At 55.3% G+C, this 18,994-nt stretch carries 18 protein-coding genes; 9 read left to right on the forward strand and 9 right to left on the reverse strand.

The window, feature by feature from the left end:
- Window positions 1-63 precede the first annotated feature (63 nt).
- The 3 genes from BUA49_RS00200 (at window position 64) to BUA49_RS00215 (ending at window position 3,360) form a co-directional block, all read left to right on the forward strand.
- Entirely contained in the window at window positions 64-321 is a 258-nt protein-coding gene (locus BUA49_RS00200; RefSeq protein ID WP_072794802.1) for a YdcH family protein, read from the forward strand.
- Between the two features lie 266 nt (window positions 322-587).
- On the forward strand, window positions 588-2,885 hold the full coding sequence (locus BUA49_RS00210) for a molybdopterin-dependent oxidoreductase (protein ID WP_072794804.1): 2,298 nt from the start codon (window positions 588-590) through the stop codon (window positions 2,883-2,885).
- Window positions 2,886-2,904: 19 nt separating this feature from the next.
- Window positions 2,905-3,360 carry a DUF2489 domain-containing protein gene (locus BUA49_RS00215; RefSeq protein ID WP_072794805.1) on the forward strand — a complete coding sequence of 152 codons (456 nt, stop codon included), beginning with the start codon at window positions 2,905-2,907 and terminating at the stop codon, window positions 3,358-3,360.
- Window positions 3,361-3,642: 282 nt separating this feature from the next.
- Here the strand turns inward: BUA49_RS00215 and BUA49_RS00220 are convergent, their stop codons facing one another.
- From BUA49_RS00220 to BUA49_RS00230, 3 genes are all read right to left on the reverse strand, one after another.
- A complete protein-coding gene (locus BUA49_RS00220) occupies window positions 3,643-5,007 on the reverse strand; it encodes an aminoacyl-tRNA deacylase and HDOD domain-containing protein (RefSeq protein WP_072797513.1) in 1,365 nt (454 codons plus the stop codon).
- Window positions 5,008-5,117: 110 nt separating this feature from the next.
- Window positions 5,118-7,193 carry an ATP-dependent DNA helicase RecG gene (recG, locus tag BUA49_RS00225; protein ID WP_072794806.1) on the reverse strand — a complete coding sequence of 692 codons (2,076 nt, stop codon included), beginning with the start codon at window positions 7,191-7,193 and terminating at the stop codon, window positions 5,118-5,120.
- 8 nt (window positions 7,194-7,201) lie between these two features.
- Window positions 7,202-8,161 carry a hydrogen peroxide-inducible genes activator gene (locus BUA49_RS00230; protein WP_072794807.1) on the reverse strand — a complete coding sequence of 320 codons (960 nt, stop codon included), beginning with the start codon at window positions 8,159-8,161 and terminating at the stop codon, window positions 7,202-7,204.
- A gap of 76 nt (window positions 8,162-8,237) precedes the next feature.
- On the opposite strand from BUA49_RS00230, the gene BUA49_RS00235 reads away from it, so the two are divergent.
- Window positions 8,238-9,113 (forward strand): NAD-dependent epimerase/dehydratase family protein, encoded by an 876-nt coding sequence (locus tag BUA49_RS00235; RefSeq protein WP_072794808.1) that lies wholly within the window; start codon window positions 8,238-8,240, stop codon window positions 9,111-9,113.
- A 55-nt stretch (window positions 9,114-9,168) separates the two neighbouring features.
- Here the strand turns inward: BUA49_RS00235 and BUA49_RS00240 are convergent, their stop codons facing one another.
- The 4 genes from BUA49_RS00240 to gmk all read right to left on the reverse strand — a co-directional run bounded on the left by BUA49_RS00240 (window position 9,169) and on the right by gmk (window position 12,907).
- Window positions 9,169-9,555, reverse strand: coding sequence for a RidA family protein (locus tag BUA49_RS00240; protein WP_072794809.1), 387 nt, complete (start codon window positions 9,553-9,555; stop codon window positions 9,169-9,171).
- Window positions 9,556-9,635: 80 nt separating this feature from the next.
- Complete coding sequence (locus BUA49_RS00245) at window positions 9,636-11,777, reverse strand: RelA/SpoT family protein (RefSeq protein ID WP_072797521.1); 2,142 nt, start codon at window positions 11,775-11,777, stop codon at window positions 9,636-9,638.
- Window positions 11,778-11,961: 184 nt separating this feature from the next.
- Window positions 11,962-12,174 (reverse strand): DNA-directed RNA polymerase subunit omega, encoded by a 213-nt coding sequence (gene rpoZ / locus BUA49_RS00250; protein WP_072794810.1) that lies wholly within the window; start codon window positions 12,172-12,174, stop codon window positions 11,962-11,964.
- Window positions 12,175-12,262: 88 nt separating this feature from the next.
- Entirely contained in the window at window positions 12,263-12,907 is a 645-nt protein-coding gene (gene gmk, locus BUA49_RS00255) for a guanylate kinase (protein ID WP_072794811.1), read from the reverse strand.
- Between the two features lie 179 nt (window positions 12,908-13,086).
- Between gmk and BUA49_RS00260 the strand changes: the two genes are divergently transcribed.
- Complete coding sequence (locus BUA49_RS00260) at window positions 13,087-13,974, forward strand: universal stress protein (protein WP_072794812.1); 888 nt, start codon at window positions 13,087-13,089, stop codon at window positions 13,972-13,974.
- Window positions 13,974-14,792 (forward strand): RluA family pseudouridine synthase, encoded by an 819-nt coding sequence (locus BUA49_RS00265; protein ID WP_072794813.1) that lies wholly within the window; start codon window positions 13,974-13,976, stop codon window positions 14,790-14,792. Before BUA49_RS00260 ends, BUA49_RS00265 begins: the two co-directional genes overlap by 1 nt.
- A 16-nt stretch (window positions 14,793-14,808) precedes the next feature.
- Here the strand turns inward: BUA49_RS00265 and BUA49_RS00270 are convergent, their stop codons facing one another.
- Window positions 14,809-15,675 (reverse strand): YicC/YloC family endoribonuclease, encoded by an 867-nt coding sequence (locus BUA49_RS00270; protein ID WP_072794814.1) that lies wholly within the window; start codon window positions 15,673-15,675, stop codon window positions 14,809-14,811.
- Window positions 15,676-15,908: 233 nt separating this feature from the next.
- Here BUA49_RS00270 and rph point away from each other — a divergent pair, with 233 nt between their 5' ends.
- The gene (gene rph / locus BUA49_RS00275; protein ID WP_072794815.1) at window positions 15,909-16,625 is read left to right on the forward strand and encodes a ribonuclease PH; all 717 of its coding nucleotides are present in this window, start codon (window positions 15,909-15,911) and stop codon (window positions 16,623-16,625) included.
- 155 nt (window positions 16,626-16,780) lie between these two features.
- Here the strand turns inward: rph and BUA49_RS00280 are convergent, their stop codons facing one another.
- Window positions 16,781-17,587: an exodeoxyribonuclease III gene (locus BUA49_RS00280; protein ID WP_072794816.1), complete on the reverse strand. Its 807-nt coding sequence runs from the start codon at window positions 17,585-17,587 to the stop codon at window positions 16,781-16,783.
- An 81-nt stretch (window positions 17,588-17,668) separates the two neighbouring features.
- On the opposite strand from BUA49_RS00280, the gene pyrE reads away from it, so the two are divergent.
- Both pyrE and BUA49_RS00290 read left to right on the forward strand, forming a co-directional pair.
- Window positions 17,669-18,307: an orotate phosphoribosyltransferase gene (pyrE, locus tag BUA49_RS00285; protein ID WP_072794817.1), complete on the forward strand. Its 639-nt coding sequence runs from the start codon at window positions 17,669-17,671 to the stop codon at window positions 18,305-18,307.
- 3 nt (window positions 18,308-18,310) lie between these two features.
- A complete protein-coding gene (locus BUA49_RS00290; protein WP_072794818.1) occupies window positions 18,311-18,964 on the forward strand; it encodes a DUF4124 domain-containing protein in 654 nt (217 codons plus the stop codon).
- Window positions 18,965-18,994 lie beyond the last annotated feature (30 nt).

Genomic DNA, 18,994 nt, shown 5'->3' on the forward strand with positions numbered 1-18,994 from the left:
CGATGCGAAACAGCCTAAAATGAAACTGACCGATACGCTCACTTATCCCAGGAGTACTAACGAATGTCACTCGAAAAACACGATCTTCTACATGAACTGCCAGAGTCTAAAGACGCCATCCATAAACTGAAAACGACCGATCAGCATTTTGCGAAGCTTTTCGAAACCTATCATGACATTGATCACGAGGTGCACCGCATTGAACAGGGTGTCGAGACCACTTCAGATGAATACCTGGAAGAGCAGAAGAAAAAGCGGCTGAGCCTGAAAGATCAGCTTTACAGCATAATCCGCGATTATGAAGCTTCAATGGCCAGCTGAGCCCAATGAGTGTAGGCAAACCCTGCAGTTGCCTGCGGGGTTCGCCAGATATGGAAATCCCAGTTGGAGGAACCTACCTCAACTTCGTAAAAAATCTCCCCGCAGAGCGGTAGGCCCACTGCAGCACTCTTCAGGCCAGTCTCCGGACTGGCCTTTTTTATACCCAGAACACTCCCCATAAGTTCCCACCACGACCGTTTTCCTGCTAATCTGGTTGCACAATGAAACCCAACCTGTCGCAACAAAAGACATCAGGAGAGATTTTCATGGACAACGGCATCCATTACCGCACCTGTCATTTATGCGAAGCCATGTGCGGCGTTGCCGTCGAAGTGAAAGGGGGCCGGATTGCAGCCATTCGCGGAGATGAGAAAGATCCGTTGAGTCATGGACACATTTGCCCCAAGGCCGTCGCTCTGCAGGATCTTCATGAAGATCCTGAGCGTTTGCGCAAGCCGGTTCGCAAAACGTCTACCGGATGGCAGGAGATCGAGTGGGACGAGGCTTTTGATACGGTCGCCGAAAAGCTCCACGATACCCGCACCGCCCACGGCCGCAACAGTGTTGGGGTGTATCTGGGCAACCCGAATGTGCACAACCACGGCTCGTTAATCGCCACCATGCCGTTTCTGCATGCCGTTGGCACCCAGAACCGTTTCTCCGCAACGTCCAATGACCAGCTTCCGCATATGCTTGCGAGCCTGGAGATGTTCGGCCATCAGGTTCTGTTCCCTGTTCCGGATATCGACAATACCGATCTGTTTATCTGTATAGGCGGCAATCCAATGGCATCCAACGGCAGCCTGATGACCGTGCCGGACTTCCGTGGCCGGCTGAAAGCCCTCAAGCAGCGCAATGGAAAAATGATTGTGGTGGATCCACGGCGCACGGAAACCGCGAAGCAGGCTGAGGAATTTCATTTTATTCGGCCCGGTACCGATGCGTTTCTGCTGATGGCAATGGTGAATACCCTGTTTATGGATAAGCTGATCAGCCCGGGGCCGGCGGAACATCTGATCAAAGATCTGGATCTTTTACGCCTGTCCTCCCTTCCCTTCACTCCCGAAGCCGTTATTGAGCGCACTGGCATTTCAGCTGAGACTATACGCGACCTTACGCACCAGCTAGCAAACACCCCCAAGGCAGCACTCTACACGCGCATGGGTACCAGCACCCAGACGTTCGGCAGTATCACGACCTGGCTGGCATACTGCCTGAACATCCTGACTGGGAAGCTGGACACTGTTGGGGGCGTCATGTTCACGCAGCCTGCAATCGATCTGATCGCCCTGGGGGCTATGGCCGGGCAACGAGGGCATTTCGGCAAGCGCCACAGCCGCGTAAAAGGGCTGCCGGAATTTGCCGGTGAGTACCCTGCCAGCACCATGGCGGACGAAATACTGACTCCAGGTGAGGGACAAATCCGTGCCTTTGTGACCGTAGCGGGAAACCCGGTGCTTTCGAGTCCCAATGGACGCCGGCTGGACGAGGCATTGAGCGGGCTGGATTTTATGGTGTCGGTGGATTACTACATCAACGAAACCACCCGCCACGCAGACATCATCCTGCCCCCGACAGCAGCTCTTGAGCGCAGCCATTACGATATCGTTTTCAACATGTTGGCAGTGCGTAACGTATCCAAATACAGCGAGGCACTGTTTGATGCCGGCCCCGACAGTCGGCATGACTGGCAGATTCTTCTGGAGCTGGCGCACAAGCTGGAGAAGCTGCGCAAAGGAGGAAAGTTGCCAATCCGTTCCGAACTGGGCTGGCGGGCGTTCAAGCAGGCAGGCCCTGACCCGATCATTGACCTGCTTCTGCGAACTGGGCCCTATGGCACCGATACCGGTCGAGCCCGCGAGATACTGGAGCCAGCGACAAGCCTGGTTATGGGCTTGCTCCCGAAACACCACCCACTGCGCGGCCTCGCCAAACTGAGCTCACTCAATCCGCAATGGCAGGGACTACCAAAAGGGCTGTCCCTCAAACGACTGAAGGAGAACCCCAGCGGGATCGACCTGGGGGCTCTGCGACCAGCTCTGCCCAATCGTCTGTTCACGCGGGACGGAAAAATAAACCTGGCCCCACGGCGCTATCTGAAAGACGTGGAGCGCCTGCATCAGCAGCTGTCTGCGCCAGACTCGCCCGGCGAACTGTTGCTGATTGGCAGGCGCCATATGCGCAGCAACAACTCCTGGATGCACAACAGCCGGAGGCTGGTGAAAGGCAAAGACCGCTGCACGCTGCTGGTGCACCCGCATGATGCGAATCGTCTGAACCTTGAGGGCGGCGGTCAGGCAGAAATCAGTGCCGGTGGCCGCAAGGTCGTCTTGCCCGTGGAAATCACCGAAGACATGATGCCAGGCGTGGTTTCCATACCCCATGGCTGGGGTCATGACCGCGACGGTACACTGCAATCTACGGCCTCAGACCATGCCGGCGCGAGCATTAACGATATATTGAGTGACCAGGATACCGATCCAGTAGCGGGTACATCCGTATTGAATGGTCAGGCTGTAACTGTCAAAGTCTGGCAGCCGAAACAGCAACGTATATCGGCCTGAACGAAACAGGGAGAACAGGATGCCTCAATGGCTACAGTTGAGTCTCATTACTGGCGGCGCTATCGCCATCATTGCGCTGCTGGTTTTTATCCGGCGGCAAATGGTTATGTTATCGGAAAACCGCAAGCGCCAGCACAAGGCAGAGGCTTTCCAGGCGAAACGGCGTCAGGATATGATCGACAGTATCCACGTTATTGCTATGGCGATTGAGGAAGATCAGGTCGAATACTCGGAAGCCTGCCTGCGCATCAAGGGCCTGCTCGACCATGTCGAGCCCCAGCTAATGGAGAAGCCACCCTTCCGGGTGTTTATGGAGGTATATGAACAGCTTCGCCATATGCCCACTCATCAGGCACGTCAGGATACGGAAGCGCGTTTTGTGGATAAAATGGACAAGGAGCGGTTTGCGGTAGAAAAACGCCACGCTGATGAAATACGCCGTGCCGCGACAGCCATCCGAAATCATCCGTTCTGATCAACACTGATATTTGTTTCTTTTTGTAACATGGAAAGTTGCTGAAAATAATTTTATTCATTCAATATCATCAGCTTGCTCAAGGTATAAAAAGTGACGCAGCAATCAGGTTCAGCTGTATCTCTCAACTACCTTTTCTTTTTGCAGACCTTGTCTAAATTGAATTCAGGACGGTGGGCTTTTTTGCATCGATTGCCGTCCTGCGTTGTTTCTCCTGATACGTTCGGACGACTCTGCTATCAACGGAAGCCTTGCCGGCCTCTTTCCGGGCCGGCTTTTTTGTTACTGGTTCATCATGCCGGCCATAGCCATAATGTTGTCTTTGCTGGCTACCAGCTCATCAAACTGATCTTCTACCTGCTTGCGATCCAGCCCCAGCTCGTCAAAAACATTCTGCCCGACAATGTCACTGGCGCCCAAGGCTACACCTCTGGCCGTCAACAGTTGCCTGCCCAACCATAGAAGCCTGGCATAAACGCTGTTAGCGCCTTTATAACCAGGGCTTTTCTGATACCTGAGAGCCAGTGTGACCTCATCCGGCATCCCCCAGTTCTCCATGAGCTGGGCTGCAATCTGCTCACGGGTAATGCCCAGGAGATAGTGCTCTGTTACTGAGGAATCGATAGCTGAGTTCACCTCCAGAGAGCGGCATACCAACTTGAAATGGGGAGGGAAAATCTGAGCCAGCAGAAGATAGCCAAAATTGTGCAGCAGGCCGGCAAGGTAGGCCAGCCCGAACACAGGGCGCTCACCACGGGGCATCATGCTCGCCAGAATTCCCGCCGACTGCGCTTGCCAGATGGACTGCTGCCAGTAGCCCATATACCCATCCGGATGATCCTGGGGTTGCTTGAGTGCACGCCCAAGGGACAGCCCCATGGCCAGATTCATGACCATATCAAACCCGAGCACTCTTGATACGGCATCGTGCACAGAGCGAACTTGCCCGGCGGCCCCATAAAAGGAAGACGATGCCCAGCTGACAACCTGAGCAGCCAGACTGGGGTCACTCTCAACAATGTCCACCAGGTCTCCCATCACAGCATTCGGGTTCACCCGCAAGTGAATGATGCGCTGTGCAGTTTCCGGCAGCGGCGGGAGCTCCAACGTGTCTTCCAGACGCTGCTGAATGCGCAGGCTGGTAAATTTTTTGATGGCGAAATTCAGTTGACTCCGGTCATTGGCCGGGTCATCCAGGTTGACCACTATATTTTCCGATGCCACCGTGAATGAACGACGATCTGCGTTTGCCGTCAGCGCCCGAAAGTCTTCGGCTGGCATCACCATGGCCAGATTTTGCTCACCCAACTCCAAAGCTACCGAGGGCAAATCATCCACCCGGCGATCCACTATGGTGGGCCAACCTGTAAGCGAAGGCAGTGCTGGAAGCTCCCTCAGCCCGGCGCGCTCTTTCACGCGAACCTGCTCGCGGGACTTCATCAGACGAAAATCTCGCCCCAGCTGTTTGTTCAAACGCTCGAGATCAATCAGATCTTCTTTACAACAAATGGCTTGAAGGTTCTCTTGCCCGTCTTCGAGCAACACCATCCGCAACAGCTCGTGCCTGTTAGCCTGGCGTGCGTCTCTCAGCGACACTCCCTTGGCTGCGTCGCCCAGAGCTTGCTGAACCGTGACAGGTAATTCCATCATATTCTCCCCAGTGTTGCTGCTTGCCATCCGGCCTTCAAATCTGCCGTGGGGCCCTTCATTATAATTATAGGGCATGGTTTGAGTATAAACGTTTATATAGAGCCAGTTTACACATCGCCATAACGTATTTTTTCGCCCAGCCAGCGCCTGATCAGAGCCTGCACCAGCTGAGGGTGCCGCATAAGCCCTGGTGCCATCTCGCGCACCGGCTCAATCCAGCCTTTGTCTCGCTCAAAGTCTGCCAGCCGAAACTGCATCATGCCAGTCTGCCGGGTGCCCAGCACTTCACCAGGCCCTCGTATTTCGAGGTCTCTCTCGGCAATAACAAATCCATCCTGGCTGTCACGCAGTGCCTGCAATCGCGCTTTGCCGTTGGCAGACAAAGGCGGATGATACATGAGTACGCAGAAGCTCGCCTGCTCGCCCCGGCCCACCCGGCCCCGCAACTGATGAAGTTGGGCAAGCCCCAGGCGTTCGGGGTTTTCAATAATAATCAGCGAGGCGTTGGGAACATCCACACCTACTTCTATCACGGTTGTGGCAACCAGAAGGTCCAGCTCTCCTTGCTTGAATCGCTCCATCACCGCAATTTTTTCTGCCGATTTGAGACGTCCGTGTACCAGCCCCGTTTTCAGGCCCGGTAACCGCTCCTCCAGCTCCTGAGCAGTCACCTCTGCTGCCTGGCACTGCAATACTTCGGATTCTTCGATAAGGGTACAGACCCAGTAAGCCTGGCGCCCTTCTGTACAAGCGCTGCGCACACGCTCAATCACATCTTCCCGGCGACTGTCCGGGATTACGATGGTCTCAATCGGTTTTCGGCCCGGCGGCAACTCGTCAATTACCGAAGTATCAAGATCGGCATAGGCGCTCATGGCCAGAGTGCGCGGTATAGGCGTGGCGGTCATGATCAGCTGGTGCGGCGCCAGAGTGCCACCTACCCCTTTTTCACGCAATGCCAGGCGCTGGTGCACGCCAAACCGGTGCTGCTCATCGACAATAACCAGGGCAAGGCGATGAAACACTACATCATTCTGGAACAGCGCATGAGTGCCTATCACCACGCTGGCGGCTCCAGTCTGAACTGCTTCCAGCGCCTCTTTCCGCGCCTTTCCTTTTACCTTGCCAGACAACCAGGCCAACCTTATGCCCAGGGGCTCAAGCCAGCCACAGAAATTCCGATAATGCTGCTCGGCGAGTATTTCTGTCGGTGCCATAAGAGCCACCTGAGCTCCCGCCCCTATGGCCTGGATCGCCGCCAGCGCAGCGACCACGGTTTTGCCGGAACCCACATCGCCCTGAACCAGCCGGAGCATGGGCAATGGCTGACTAAGATCCTGCCGAATATCGCTCACAACGTGACGCTGAGCGCCCGTCAGTGAAAACGGCAACTCCTCGAGAAAACGTTCGGACAGATTTCCTGCAGGCAGCAGAGGCAGGGCCTGGCGCGCCTGAATCTGTGCGCGAACCTGCAGCATACTTAACTGATGGGCGAGCAACTCTTCCATAACCAGCCGCTGCTGTGCCGGATGACGCCCCTCCATCAGCAGATCAACCGGGGCATTGGCTGGCGGAGAATGTACCATCTGGACAGCTTCGCTGATCCCAGGCAGCCGATAACCAGCCAACAGTTCAGCGGGCAGCCAGTCACGAATCGGATGGCGTTGAAGGTATCCCAGAGCCTGCTGGCACAGCCCTCTGACACGGGGCTGCTGAACACCTTCGGTCAGCGGGTAGACTGGCGTCAGAACTGCCTGCTCGCCTGTTGGCATAGGAGGCGGATTCACCTGATATTCCGGATGGTAAAACTCGTATCCGGCACGGCCCGGGCGCACTTCACCGAAGCATCGAACCCGGGCGCCTTCTGCCAGCTGGTTTTTCTGGGCGGCATTGAAGTGAAAAAACCGCATTACCAGAAACCCGCTGTTATCTTTCAGCGTAACCTGCAGGCTGCGGCGCCGCCCCATCATCAGATCCGCCTTCATAACCTCGCCTTCAACCACGGCGACATCGCCTATCCTCAGGCTGCCCATAGGGACAATGCGCGTGCGATCCTCATAACGATGGGGGAGATGAAACAGCAAATCCTGCAGCGAGGCGATACCCAACCGCGCAAGCTTCTCAGCCAGGGCGCTTCCTACGCCCTTAAGCTCAGTAACCGGGATATCATCCAATGATGCCATGGCTGATGTCAGTCCGTTTCGGCAGCAACCGGAGTGTCCGCTTTCGCTTTCTCAATCACACGACACTGGCTGGCTGCAAGCGAGAGGATATCAATAGCTTTCGGCCGGGGAAAGGTTACCCGCCAGGCCAGCGCAACAGTGCGAAAAGGCACAGGCGGAGCAAAAGGCCGGGTTACAAGTACATCTTTGTGATAATGCATGACGGTGGCCGCAGAGAGCGGCAGTACCGTAATTCCCAAACCGGACGCAACCATATGACGAATGGTCTCCAAGGAACTTCCCTCGGTGACCAGCGAAGGCGACCCGACATCGGCCCTGCGGGTAACTGCGTCCACCAGGGGCGGACAGGATTCCAGCACCTGATCCCGGAAGCAGTGCCCGGGACCAAGCAGGAGAAGTTGCTCGTGGGCGAGCTCTTTACCGGTGATCTGTTCCTTTTTTGCCAGAGGGTGGTCCGCAGGCAGAAGCACAACAAAAGGCTCGTCATATAGTGGCAATGTGAGTACTTCCGCTTCTTCAAACGGCAGCGCAATGATAATGGCGTCGAGTTCAGACTGGCGCAGCTTCTGGCGCAGACTGGCCGTGTAGTTTTCTTCGATGTACAGCGGCATTTCCGGTGCCGCACGGCGCAGCTCTGGCAACAGGTGCGGGAACAGATAGGGCCCAATGGTGTAAATTGCCCCGACCTTGAGCGGCGAGCTCAGCTGGCTTTTGCCATCCTGAGCCATATCGCGGATCACGCCCACCTGATCCAGAACACGCTGGGCCTGCTCGACAATGCGCTGACCGGTTTCCGTTACGCGAATGCTGCTCTTGCTACGCTCAAACAGAGGAATGCCCAATTCGTCTTCCAGTTTTTTGACCGCGACGCTGAGTGTTGGCTGGCTGACATGGCAGCGCTCGGCAGCCCTGCCAAAATGCCTTTCACGGGCAAGCGTAACGACGTATCGTAACTCGGTAAGAGTCATGGTGGTCTCCGGTCAAATAGATACGGGTCGAAATGTCACTTATTTATGGGTTAAAGGATAAGGATTGATATTGTCTATGGCAATCACTGAACGCAATAGTATGCCGGGAATTCTTGTTGCCGGTTGCGGCAAACTTGGTGGCGCCATCGCCGGTATATTGAAAGAGTCCGCTCAGGTTTACGGACTTCGTCGCAATCCGGATAAAGTACCTGAAGGCGTGGAGGGTATTGGTGCAGATCTGACTCGCCCGGAAACCCTCGCCGGCAAACTGCCGGAGAACCTGGATAGCATTATATACTGCCTGACTCCTTCCAGTTACGACGAGCAGGGGTATCAAGATGCTTATGTTAACGGCCTGAGCAACCTGCTTGAGGCATTAGGTGACCAGTCACTGAAACGTCTCTTTTTTATCAGCAGCACGAGCGTTTACGCCCAGAATGATGACAGCCTGGTAGATGAAAGCAGCCCGGCTTCCCCCTCCCGCGTCACGGGCCAGCAAATACTTGCCGGTGAGCAAACGGCACTAAACAGCGACCACCCCGCAACCATTGTTCGCTTCAGTGGGATTTACGGACCTTCGCGGCGGCGTTTTCTGGAAGAGGTTATTGAGGGCCGCATGAATCCAATGAAGTCGGCGCCGTTCAGCAACCGCATTCACGAGGAGGACGCAGCAGCGACCGTGGCCTATCTCAACGGGCTGGCGCTTTCAGGAAAGCCACTGGACAACTGCTATGTAGCCAGCGACTGCGAGCCGGTTCGCCTTGATGAAGTGGTTGACTGGGTTCGCCAGCAGGTTCCCTGCGCTGAGCCGGTAGCTGAGGCCAGAAAAGGCGGCAGGGCCGGCAGCAAGCGCTGTAACAATCAGCGGCTGCTGCAAACCGGATTTACCTTTCGCTATCCGGATTTCCGGGCCGGCTACCGCGAAATGATTGACAAAGGCCAGACCCATTAACGAACAAAGGCGGCCTAGGCCGCCTTTGTTCTGAGTCTTACCGTTTTGTGCAATATCAGCTCAGCACCATCACGGCTTCCATTTCTACCGGAACACCCTTGGGCAGAGCTGAAACCTCAACGGCCGCCCGGGCCGGGTAAGGCTCTGGAAAGTAAGTCGCCATAATTTCGTTGACCGTGGCAAAGTTCGCCAGGTCAGTCACATAGATATTCACTTTGACGATATCCTTCAGCTCACCGCCAGCCGCTTCACATACAGCTTTAAGGTTTTCGAACACCTGTCGGGTTTTGGCTGCAAAATCCCCAGCCACCACTTCCATTGTCTCGGGAACCAGCGGAATCTGACCAGAGATATAGACCGTGTCACCCGCCTTTACAGCTTGAGAATAGGTACCAATTGCCTGAGGTGCGTTTTCAGTCTGGATTACAGATTTGTTGGTCATACCGTTCAATTTCCTCTCGTCTAAAACGCCAATCGTCGCCCTTCGGCACAGGAGCTGTCAACCACACACCTGCGCCAGGTTCAGTATTTCACACGATTGATCGACGTGATGGCCTTGATGTTACGAACCCTGCGCATTACGCGGGCCAGGTGCTTGCGGCCATGTACCTTAACCACCAGGCTGACCACGCCGAAGCGAGCGTTCTGCTCGTCCACGTTAATGCGCTCAATATTGCCATCCGCCATAGCTACTGCGTTGGCGACTTCCGCAATCACGCCGCGCTGGCGCTCAAGTTCAACGCGTAACTCTACGGAGAACTCATCGGTAATATCCTTGGCCCAGGTAAGATTGGTCAGGCGGGACCGACCTTCATTATCTTCTGGCAGGCGAGAGCAGGTGTCTGAATGGATCACCATGCCCGTTCCGGAGTCCATCACCCCGACAACCGGATCCCCGGGGATCGGTTTGCAGCATGTGGCAAAGTGAACCAACATGCCTTCGGTTCCCTGTATGGTTACAGGGGCATTGTCAGCGCCCTTGATATCCGTTGCCGACGCTCCGGACTCTGCGCTTTCCGCACCACTGACAAGCTGGCGTGCCACCAGGTAGGCCATGCGGTTGCCCAGGCCGATATCGCTGACCAGATCATCAAAGCTGTTAACCTGATTATGATTAACAACGGCTTGTTTCTGGGCATCGTCAAGACTGGACAAACGAACGCCAAACCCATTGAGGGACTTTTTCAGCAGAGCGCGCCCAAGATCGAGCGATTCCGCCTGCTTTTGACTATTAAGAGTGTGGCGAATGCTGCTGCGCGCCTTGCCGGTTACCACAAAACTGAGCCACGCAGGATTGGGGCGGGCGCCGGGTGCTGTAATCACCTCGACGGTCTGACCGCTCTGCAGGGGTTTGCTAAGAGAACCCAGATTCCGGTTTATCCGACAGGCCACCGTGGCATTGCCTATATCCGTATGGATCGCGTAAGCGAAATCCACCGGGGTTGCGCCTCTGGGCAACTCCATGATCTTACCCTTTGGGGTAAATACATAGATTTCGTCCGGAAAGAGATCCACCTTTACGTGCTCGATAAACTCGAGGGAGTCATCTGTCCGCTCACGCATTTCCATCAAGCCTTTAACCCAGCGGTCTACCCTTGTCTGGTTCGCGCTGGTCGCGCTGGTCGGCTCGTTCTTGTACATCCAGTGCGCCGCAATACCATCGTTGGCAATATGTTCCATTTCCTCGGTGCGGATCTGGATTTCGATGTTTACATGCATGCCAAACAGGGTTGTGTGCAGTGACTGGTAACCATTGGCCTTGGGCATCGCGATATAGTCTTTGAACCGGCCAGGCATTGGCTTATAAAGGCTGTGAACTGCGCCCAGAATCCGATAGCAGTCGTCTTCGTTATCCGTAATGATGCGGAAGGCGTATACGTCCATGATTTCGTGGAACGATTTCTGTTTGAGCTTCATCTTATTGTAGATGCTGTTCAGGTGCTTCTCACGCCCGAGTATCCGGCCCGGAAAACCACGCTCTTCCAGCTTTTCCTGAAGCCTGCTGCGGATATCCTCAATAATCTCACGGTGACTGCCGCGCAGTTTTTCTACGGCCTTGGAGATATAGCGGGAGCGCATCGGATGCAGGGATGAAAAACCCAGGTCTTCCAGCTCGGTGGAGATCGCATGCATACCCAGACGGTTGGCGATCGGGGCATATATATCGAGGGTTTCTGTGGCAATGCGCTGGCGCTTTTCATAGGGCATGGGGCCCAGAGTACGCATGTTATGCAGGCGGTCAGCCAGTTTGACCAGAATAACCCGGATATCCCGGGCCATAGCCAGGGTCATCTTCTGGAAGTTCTCCGCCTGGGCTTCCGCACGGGTACGAAACTCTATCTGGGTCAGCTTGCTGACGCCATCGACCAGCTCTGCTACATCGTCGCCGAACTGCTCGGCAAGCGCATCCTTGGGGATACCGGTATCTTCTATGACATCGTGAAGCATAGCGGCCATCAGGCTCTGATGGTCGAGTTTCAGGCCGGCAAGAATATGAGCAACGGCAAGGGGGTGGGTTATATAACGATCGCCACTTTTGCGCATCTGGCCTTCGTGGGCCTGCTCGGCGTAATAGTAGGCCCTTCGCACCTGATTAACGCGATTGGTATCCAGATAGGTACTGAGCTCACCCGCCAGCCCTTCTACCGTAGCATCAAGCGACACCGCGCCTCCGTAATATTCCGATTCCCCACTGTTACCAGGAGCAGAAACAAAAAAACCCGAATGCATGCATCCGGGCCTCTCTTCTGTCCTTCCAGCAACCGTCCAGAGAGTTACTCTATAAAACTGCGGAGACAGATTTCAATGCTTTCCTGTGCAGCACGGGCTAGATATGCCCGCATCAACCTTAATCTTCTTCGATTTCGTTCAGCAGATCGCGGCTAACCAAGCCTGCGGCAATTTCGCGCAAGGCGATTACCGTGGGCTTGTCGTTTTCGTCTGCAACCATCGGCTCGGCACCTTTGGTGGCAAGCTGACGGGAACGCTTGGTAGCCAACATCACCAGCTGGAAGCGGTTATCAACGTGTTCCAGACAGTCTTCAACGGTAACTCGTGCCATAACTTCCCCGACAATATAAAAATGACTGATTCAGCAGACCGCATAGTCTACTGCCAGCGGCACAATTTGTATATAGAAAAAGCCCGAGTCATGCCGGGTTATTGTTTACATCCGAGAGCCCCGAGAGCAGGCGCTGGTGCCGTGTCTGCTGGATAACAATCTGCAGGCGCTGGCTGCGGACAATTGCCAGCAGATCGGCCAGAGCCTCCCGGAAGTGATCGTTAACGACCAGATAATCGAACTCCGCAACGTGGCGACACTCTTCTCTGGCCTCAGACAGACGACGCTTAACCACCTCCGGCGCATCAGTACCTCTGCCCACCAGGCGATCCCGCAGGATTTCAGGTGACGGCGGCACGATGAAAATACTGACGCACTCGGGGATAAGGTGTCTTACCTGCCCGGCACCCTGCCAGTCGATCTCAAGAATGACATCTTGCCCCCTGGCCAGCATCTCCCGGACCCAAACCTGGGACGTGCCGTAGTAATTGCCGAAAACATCGGCATGTTCCAGAAAGTCCCCACGACCAATCATGGTTTCAAATTCACCACGGCTGACGAAATGGTAGTTGAAGCCGTCTTTCTCACCCTCGCGCATAGGGCGGGTAGTGTGTGAGACAGACACTCCCAGTTTTTGATCTGCGCGTAACATTTCTGCTACAAGACTGGTTTTGCCAGCACCCGATGGCGCAGAAATGACAAACAGAGTACCCGTTTCACCGGCCTGGCTCATGACTCGACAACTCCTGAACTGGATCTGGCCGCCATTACTGAAGGCCCGGAAAACCGGCAATTATACGGCCTTTGACCAAACACCGCATCCCGGATGCCTCGACAACTGGTAACATTAGGCTCGCTGCAGGTAATACCGCAGCATCAATCCCAAGCACAGCAAAACGACGGAAAGCCAGCATGGATAAACTTCTGATTGTCATGGATCCGGCCCACAAGCACCAGAAGGCTCTGGCCCGAGGAATCGAACTGGCGCGCGCCACTGGCGCTCACCTGGAAATCGTGGCCTTCACCCATGAACACCTTGGCGCTCCGCCTTCAGATCCTGCATTACAGCAGCGCGCCCGGGATGCACTGATCGAGCTTCGCCAGCGTTGGCTGGATCAGATGCTGGCGCTTTCGGATTGCAGCGACGTTCAAGCAACCACGCACACGGTGTGGGAAAAGAATATACATCAGTGGATTATCGAACACTGCCACCCCAACCGTTTCAAGGCCGTGATCAAAACCGGAAGCCGCTCCGAAACCCTTCTGTACACACCGACCGACTGGCACCTGATCCGGGAATGTCCGGTTCCAGTTATGCTCGTTGCGGAACAGAAGTGGAATCACGCCCATCCGATCCTGGCAGCGGTAGACCTGAGCTCTACCAAGCCGGTCAAAAAGGCGCTCAACGCAAAAATCATCGAACAGGCCAGCGCTCTGGCCAAAACGTTCGGAACGGAAGTCCACCTGGTCCATGCGCTGCATATTTCCGAGGTGCTGGCAGATCTTGAGATCATCAATGTGGCCGAGCACGAACAGAGGCACAGAGAAGCACTGGAGCCTGCCATCACTCACCTGTGCAATACCTGGCACCTGAGCCGGGATCAGATTCATATGGCCGTTGGCCCCGCACACAAGGTTATCCCCAGCATTGCCAGCAAGCTGAAAGCTGATTTGGTGGTGATTGGCACCAGCGGCAAAACCGGCCTGAGAGCCAGGGTAATTGGCAATACCGCAGAGAAAGTGCTCACTCACCTGAGAACCGATCTGCTTGCCATCAAACCCGGAGATGCTGGCCAGTAATGCGCAGAAAATTCGACGTTACGACAGAACAACCCGAAACCGCTATTGAAGCCCTGAGCCAGGCATCAGGGCTTTCGCGCCAGCGCATCAAGGATGCCATGAACAAGGGCGCGTGCTGGTGGACACTAAAGGGCAAGCAGGTACGACTCCGGCGCGCAACCCGGGAGGTCAAGGCTGGTACGCGATTGCAGCTTTACTACGACGAGAACGTGCTGGATCGAAAGCCAGAAGCGGCAACTCTGATAGTGGACAAAAGCCGCTACAGCGTCTGGTACAAACCCCATGGCATGCTGGCACAAGGCTCACAATGGGGAGACCACTGCAGCCTGTTGCGCTGGGCTGAGCTTGAACTCAAACGCCCTTGCCATCTGATCCACCGGCTGGACGCCGATGCAGCCGGGCTGATGCTTATCGCTCACGACCCGAAAGCCGCTGGCGCCCTCTCCCAATGCTTTGCCGGGCGCACCATAACCAAGCAATACCTGGCCAGGGTAACAGGCATTATCCATACTCAGGATCAGCTCATCGACACGCCGGTTGACGGTAAAGCTGCCATTAGCCGAGTTACCACGCTGAGCACGGATGAAACCGGCCAGACCAGCCTCCTGCAGATAGCCATCGAAACGGGGCGAAAACACCAGATTCGCAAGCATCTGCAGAGCATAGGACACCCCATTGTCGGCGACCGCCTTTACGGCAAGCCCGCCAAGACTCCATTACAACTGCTGGCTGCCAGCCTTGAGTTTGACTGCCCCCTGAGCCGACAGCGGGTGAAACTGGAATTGCCGGAGCCGCTGAACAGTCTGGGTCCGGCCTGACCAGGGCAGAGCTGAATCACTCGACGTTCTGCACCTGTTCCCGCACCTGCTCAATCAGCACTTTCAAGTCGACTGCAGCACGGGTTACACCGGCATCAATACTCTTGCTGCTCAGGGTATTGGCCTCCCGGTTCAACTCCTGCATCAGAAAATCCAGCCGGCGCCCAATCGCCTCATCACGCTTAAGGGTGTCAGTAACCTCGCTGATATGGGCATCCAGCCGATCCAGCTCTTCCGCCACATCGCTCTTCTGTGCCAGCATCACCATTTCCTGAGCAACACGCTCAGGATCCAGCTCTACTTTGGCCTTTTGGAAACGCTCACGCAGATGTTCCTCCTGCGCCTTCAGCAATCCGGGCATCCCATCGCGAACTGTGACAACCAGAGCTCTCATCTGCGCCAGGCGCTCCTCAAACAAAGGCCACAGACGCTCACCCTCCCGCTCACGAACAACCACCAGCTCTGCAACAGTTTGCCGGAACAGGTTCAGGCCTGCCTCCCGGACCGAGCTGAAGTCCTGTTCCGGCACCGACAACACGCCGGGCCAGCGCAGAATATCCAGGGCACTGATATGCGCCGGGTTATCCAGCATTCGATTAACGTGGTTTGCAGCCTCATTAACCGCATGCGCTATATCCTCATTAATCTCAAACCCCGGACTGCTCGACTCAGCCGACTGAAGACGAATCGACACATCCACCTTGCCCCGCTTCAACTGCTTTCGCAGCTCCTCCCGAAACGGATTTTCAAGCTCCCGAAGAGCTTCCGGCAACCGGAAAGACGGCTCCAGATACCGATGATTGACGGTACGAATCTCACAGGTCAGCGTTACCTGACTATCCTGAACATCCTTCCGGGCAAATGCAGTCATACTTCTGATCATGGCAGCTCCGGCTTTGTCATTAATTGTGATCGTATAACACGAGTCTAACAGGCAGCGATCACCTGCGGCGAACTCCACTTCAAGCGATTATTCAAGCAGTCCCTTAAACAACTAAGAGAGCCCCCGCCCGGCACTCCGGTACCCTGACCCAACGTGTTATACTTCACGGCTTTTAAACCCGAGTCCGACCGGGACAGTTTCCCGGACACTTACCTCAGATATCAGGAAATACTATGCGTCCAAGCGGCAGAACGCCCGAACAGCCCAGAGAGATTCGCCTTACCCGGAACTACACCCGCCACGCTGAGGGTTCCGTGCTGGTTGAATTCGGGGACACCAAAGTCATCTGCACCGCGTCCGTAGAAAACAAAGTGCCGCCCTTCCTGCGCGGCCAAGGCAAAGGCTGGATCACCGCCGAATACGGCATGCTGCCCCGCTCAACCGGCAGCCGCATGGGCCGCGAAGCCGCCCGTGGCAAACAGGGCGGACGCACTGTCGAAATCCAGCGCCTGATCGGCCGCTCCCTGCGCGCAGCCGTCGACATGGAAGGTCTGGGCGAGCACACCATCACCATAGACTGCGACGTGATCCAGGCTGACGGCGGCACCCGCACAGCAGCCATTACCGGCGGCTGCGTGGCTTTAGTCGACGCCCTGAACCATTTGGTTACGACAAAGCGCCTGAAGAAGTCACCCCTGAAGCAAATGGTAGCGGCACTTTCCGTTGGCGTTTATAAAGGCACACCGGTGGTTGATCTGGACTACCCGGAAGACTCCGAAGCCGAAACAGATATGAACGTCATCATGACCGACCAGGGCGGCTTTATCGAAATCCAGGGAACTGCAGAAGGTGCGCCGTTTGTTCAGGAAGAACTGGACAGCATGCTGGTGCTTGCCAAACAAGGCATTGAGAAGTTATTCGTACTGCAGAAAGAAGCGCTGGAAGGATAAAGAAGCCAACGCAGAAGCCTGGGTGTCGGCAGTGATGCTGTGTTCCCAGACTGTTGGAGGCCAAGGATGGCCGGAAACAAGCGTACAGGGATGTACTTGCAGCGTGTCTGGGAGCACAGCATCACTGCCGACACTCCCCCAAGGCTCAAGCCAGCTTAAAGGCCAATCTCGATATCGTAATCCATGATCACAGGAGCGTGATCCGAAAAGCGCGTCGTGCTGTCGATCCAGCCATCCTGAATGGTCTTGCGAATACCCGGCGTGATCAACTGGTAATCCACCCGAATACCCGCATTCTTCGGTGAACCTTCAGCCTGCTCCGGCCACCAGGTAAACTGATTACCCTGCTTGTTGATGTCGCGGAACGCATCAACGCAGCCCATCTCATCAAACAGCCGGTCAAGCCCGGCACGCTCGTGGGGCAGAAACCCGGAAAAATCCAGCTTGTGGTACAAAGGACTGGCATCCGTCACATGATGAGCCGTCTGCAGGTTCGCACCGAAAATGAACTGACGGCGCTTACGCAGCGTTTTCTGCATGTGGAGCCCGAATGCCTCCATAAAGTCATCTTTGTGGTCAAGCACCGTCAGATCATCTTCACTGATCAGCTCATCCTCACGACCAAGAGCGCAGGGAGCCAGCACACAGGCAACAGAAACCTTGTCAAAATCCGCCTGAATAAAGCGCCCTTCACGATCCGCCTGCTCGTTGGCAAAACCGTACATAATGGCCTTGGGGAAATGCCGCGTGTAAATACCCACGCCGCCATCCTCATTGTTTTCGCCATCAATGAAATGGGCCTCATACCCTTCAGGGATGAGATTGAAATCCTCAATTTCATACGCGCGCATACGGTGATCCTGAACACAGACAACGTCTGCGTCCTGCTCGGCTAGCCAGTCAAAGAAACCTTTCTCAACAGCCCGGGCAAGACCGTTGACGCTGATTGATACTACCCGCATACGTGTTCCCTGATTCGGTTTGTGTGTATGATACCGTTTTTACGCGTTATTTAAAGATCCACACCCGCCAGAAGCCTTGCTATGCACGACTATCAGCAAAATTTCATTGAATTCGCCATCCGCCGCAACGTACTTCGTTTTGGTGATTTCACACTCAAGTCCGGTCGCACCAGCCCATACTTTTTTAACGCAGGGCTGTTTAACACCGGGGACGACCTGCTTCAGCTCAGCACGGCCTACGCTGCAGCCATCGGCCGCAGCGGTCTGGATTATGACATCATTTTCGGGCCTGCCTATAAGGGCATTCCGCTGGCAACCGTGACTGCCATGGCGCTGGCCCGCGAGGGTAACAGCAAGCCGTTTGCCTTCAACCGTAAAGAAAAGAAAGATCACGGTGAAGGCGGTAATATTGTTGGCGCACCGTTGCAAGGTAAAGTACTAATCGTCGATGATGTAATTACTGCTGGCACAGCCATACGCGAATCTATAGATATTATCCGTGCCGCCGGGGCAGAACCAGCCGGTGTACTGATCGCCTTGGACCGACAGGAGCGGGGAAACAGCGAACTCTCCGCCATACAGGAAGTTGAGAGCGAATTTGGCATCCCGGTTGTCAGCATCATACGTCTGGAACAGGTTCTGGACTATCTTGAGACCAATCCGGAATTTTCTGGCCACGCCGCGAAGGTAGCCAGCTACCGGGAACGTTACGGAGTCTGACTGATGCAAAAGCGCCTGACTGCATTTTCAGCCACGGCCTCTGCACTCTTGCTGACGCTGAGTATAGCAACCCATGCAGAAGCGGGCATGTACCGTTACACGGACGAAAGCGGCCAGATCGTGATCAGCAACACCATTCCCCAGCAAGCCACAAAACGCGGCTACGACATCCTCAATTCAAATGGTCGCGTAGAGAAAGTCATCCCTCCGGCGCCGACGGAAGATGAAATTGCCGTTCGCGAAGCAGAAAAGCAGCGCCAGAAGGAACTCGCCGTTCAGCGCGAGAATGACGCTCAACTACTAAAGCGCTTCAGCCATCCGGATCAGGCAATCAGAGCCATGCATCGCAAATTGAATGAGCTGCGAGGCCTGATTCAGCTCAAGCGGGGCAACATCTCTGTTATCTCAAGCCAACTCGACAACGAGCAGAGTCGGGCCGCAAACATGGAGCGTTCCGGGCAAAAAGTACCGGACGCAACTCTTGACAAGATCCGCCGTCTTGAATCACAGATCCGCGATATCGAGAGGGAAATCTCCTGGCAAACTCAGGAAACGGATTCCCTGATACAGTCGTTTGAGGCAGATATAAAACGGCTTGAAAAAGTCACTGGCGAAACCCGCACGCTATCGCTGGATCCGGTCAATACCGTGGATTAACCAGCTTTCGGGGCACGAACACCAGAGCAC

Origin of the sequence: Marinobacter antarcticus, assembly GCF_900142385.1 — a bacterium.
In the GTDB taxonomy this organism is placed as follows: domain Bacteria; phylum Pseudomonadota; class Gammaproteobacteria; order Pseudomonadales; family Oleiphilaceae; genus Marinobacter; species Marinobacter antarcticus.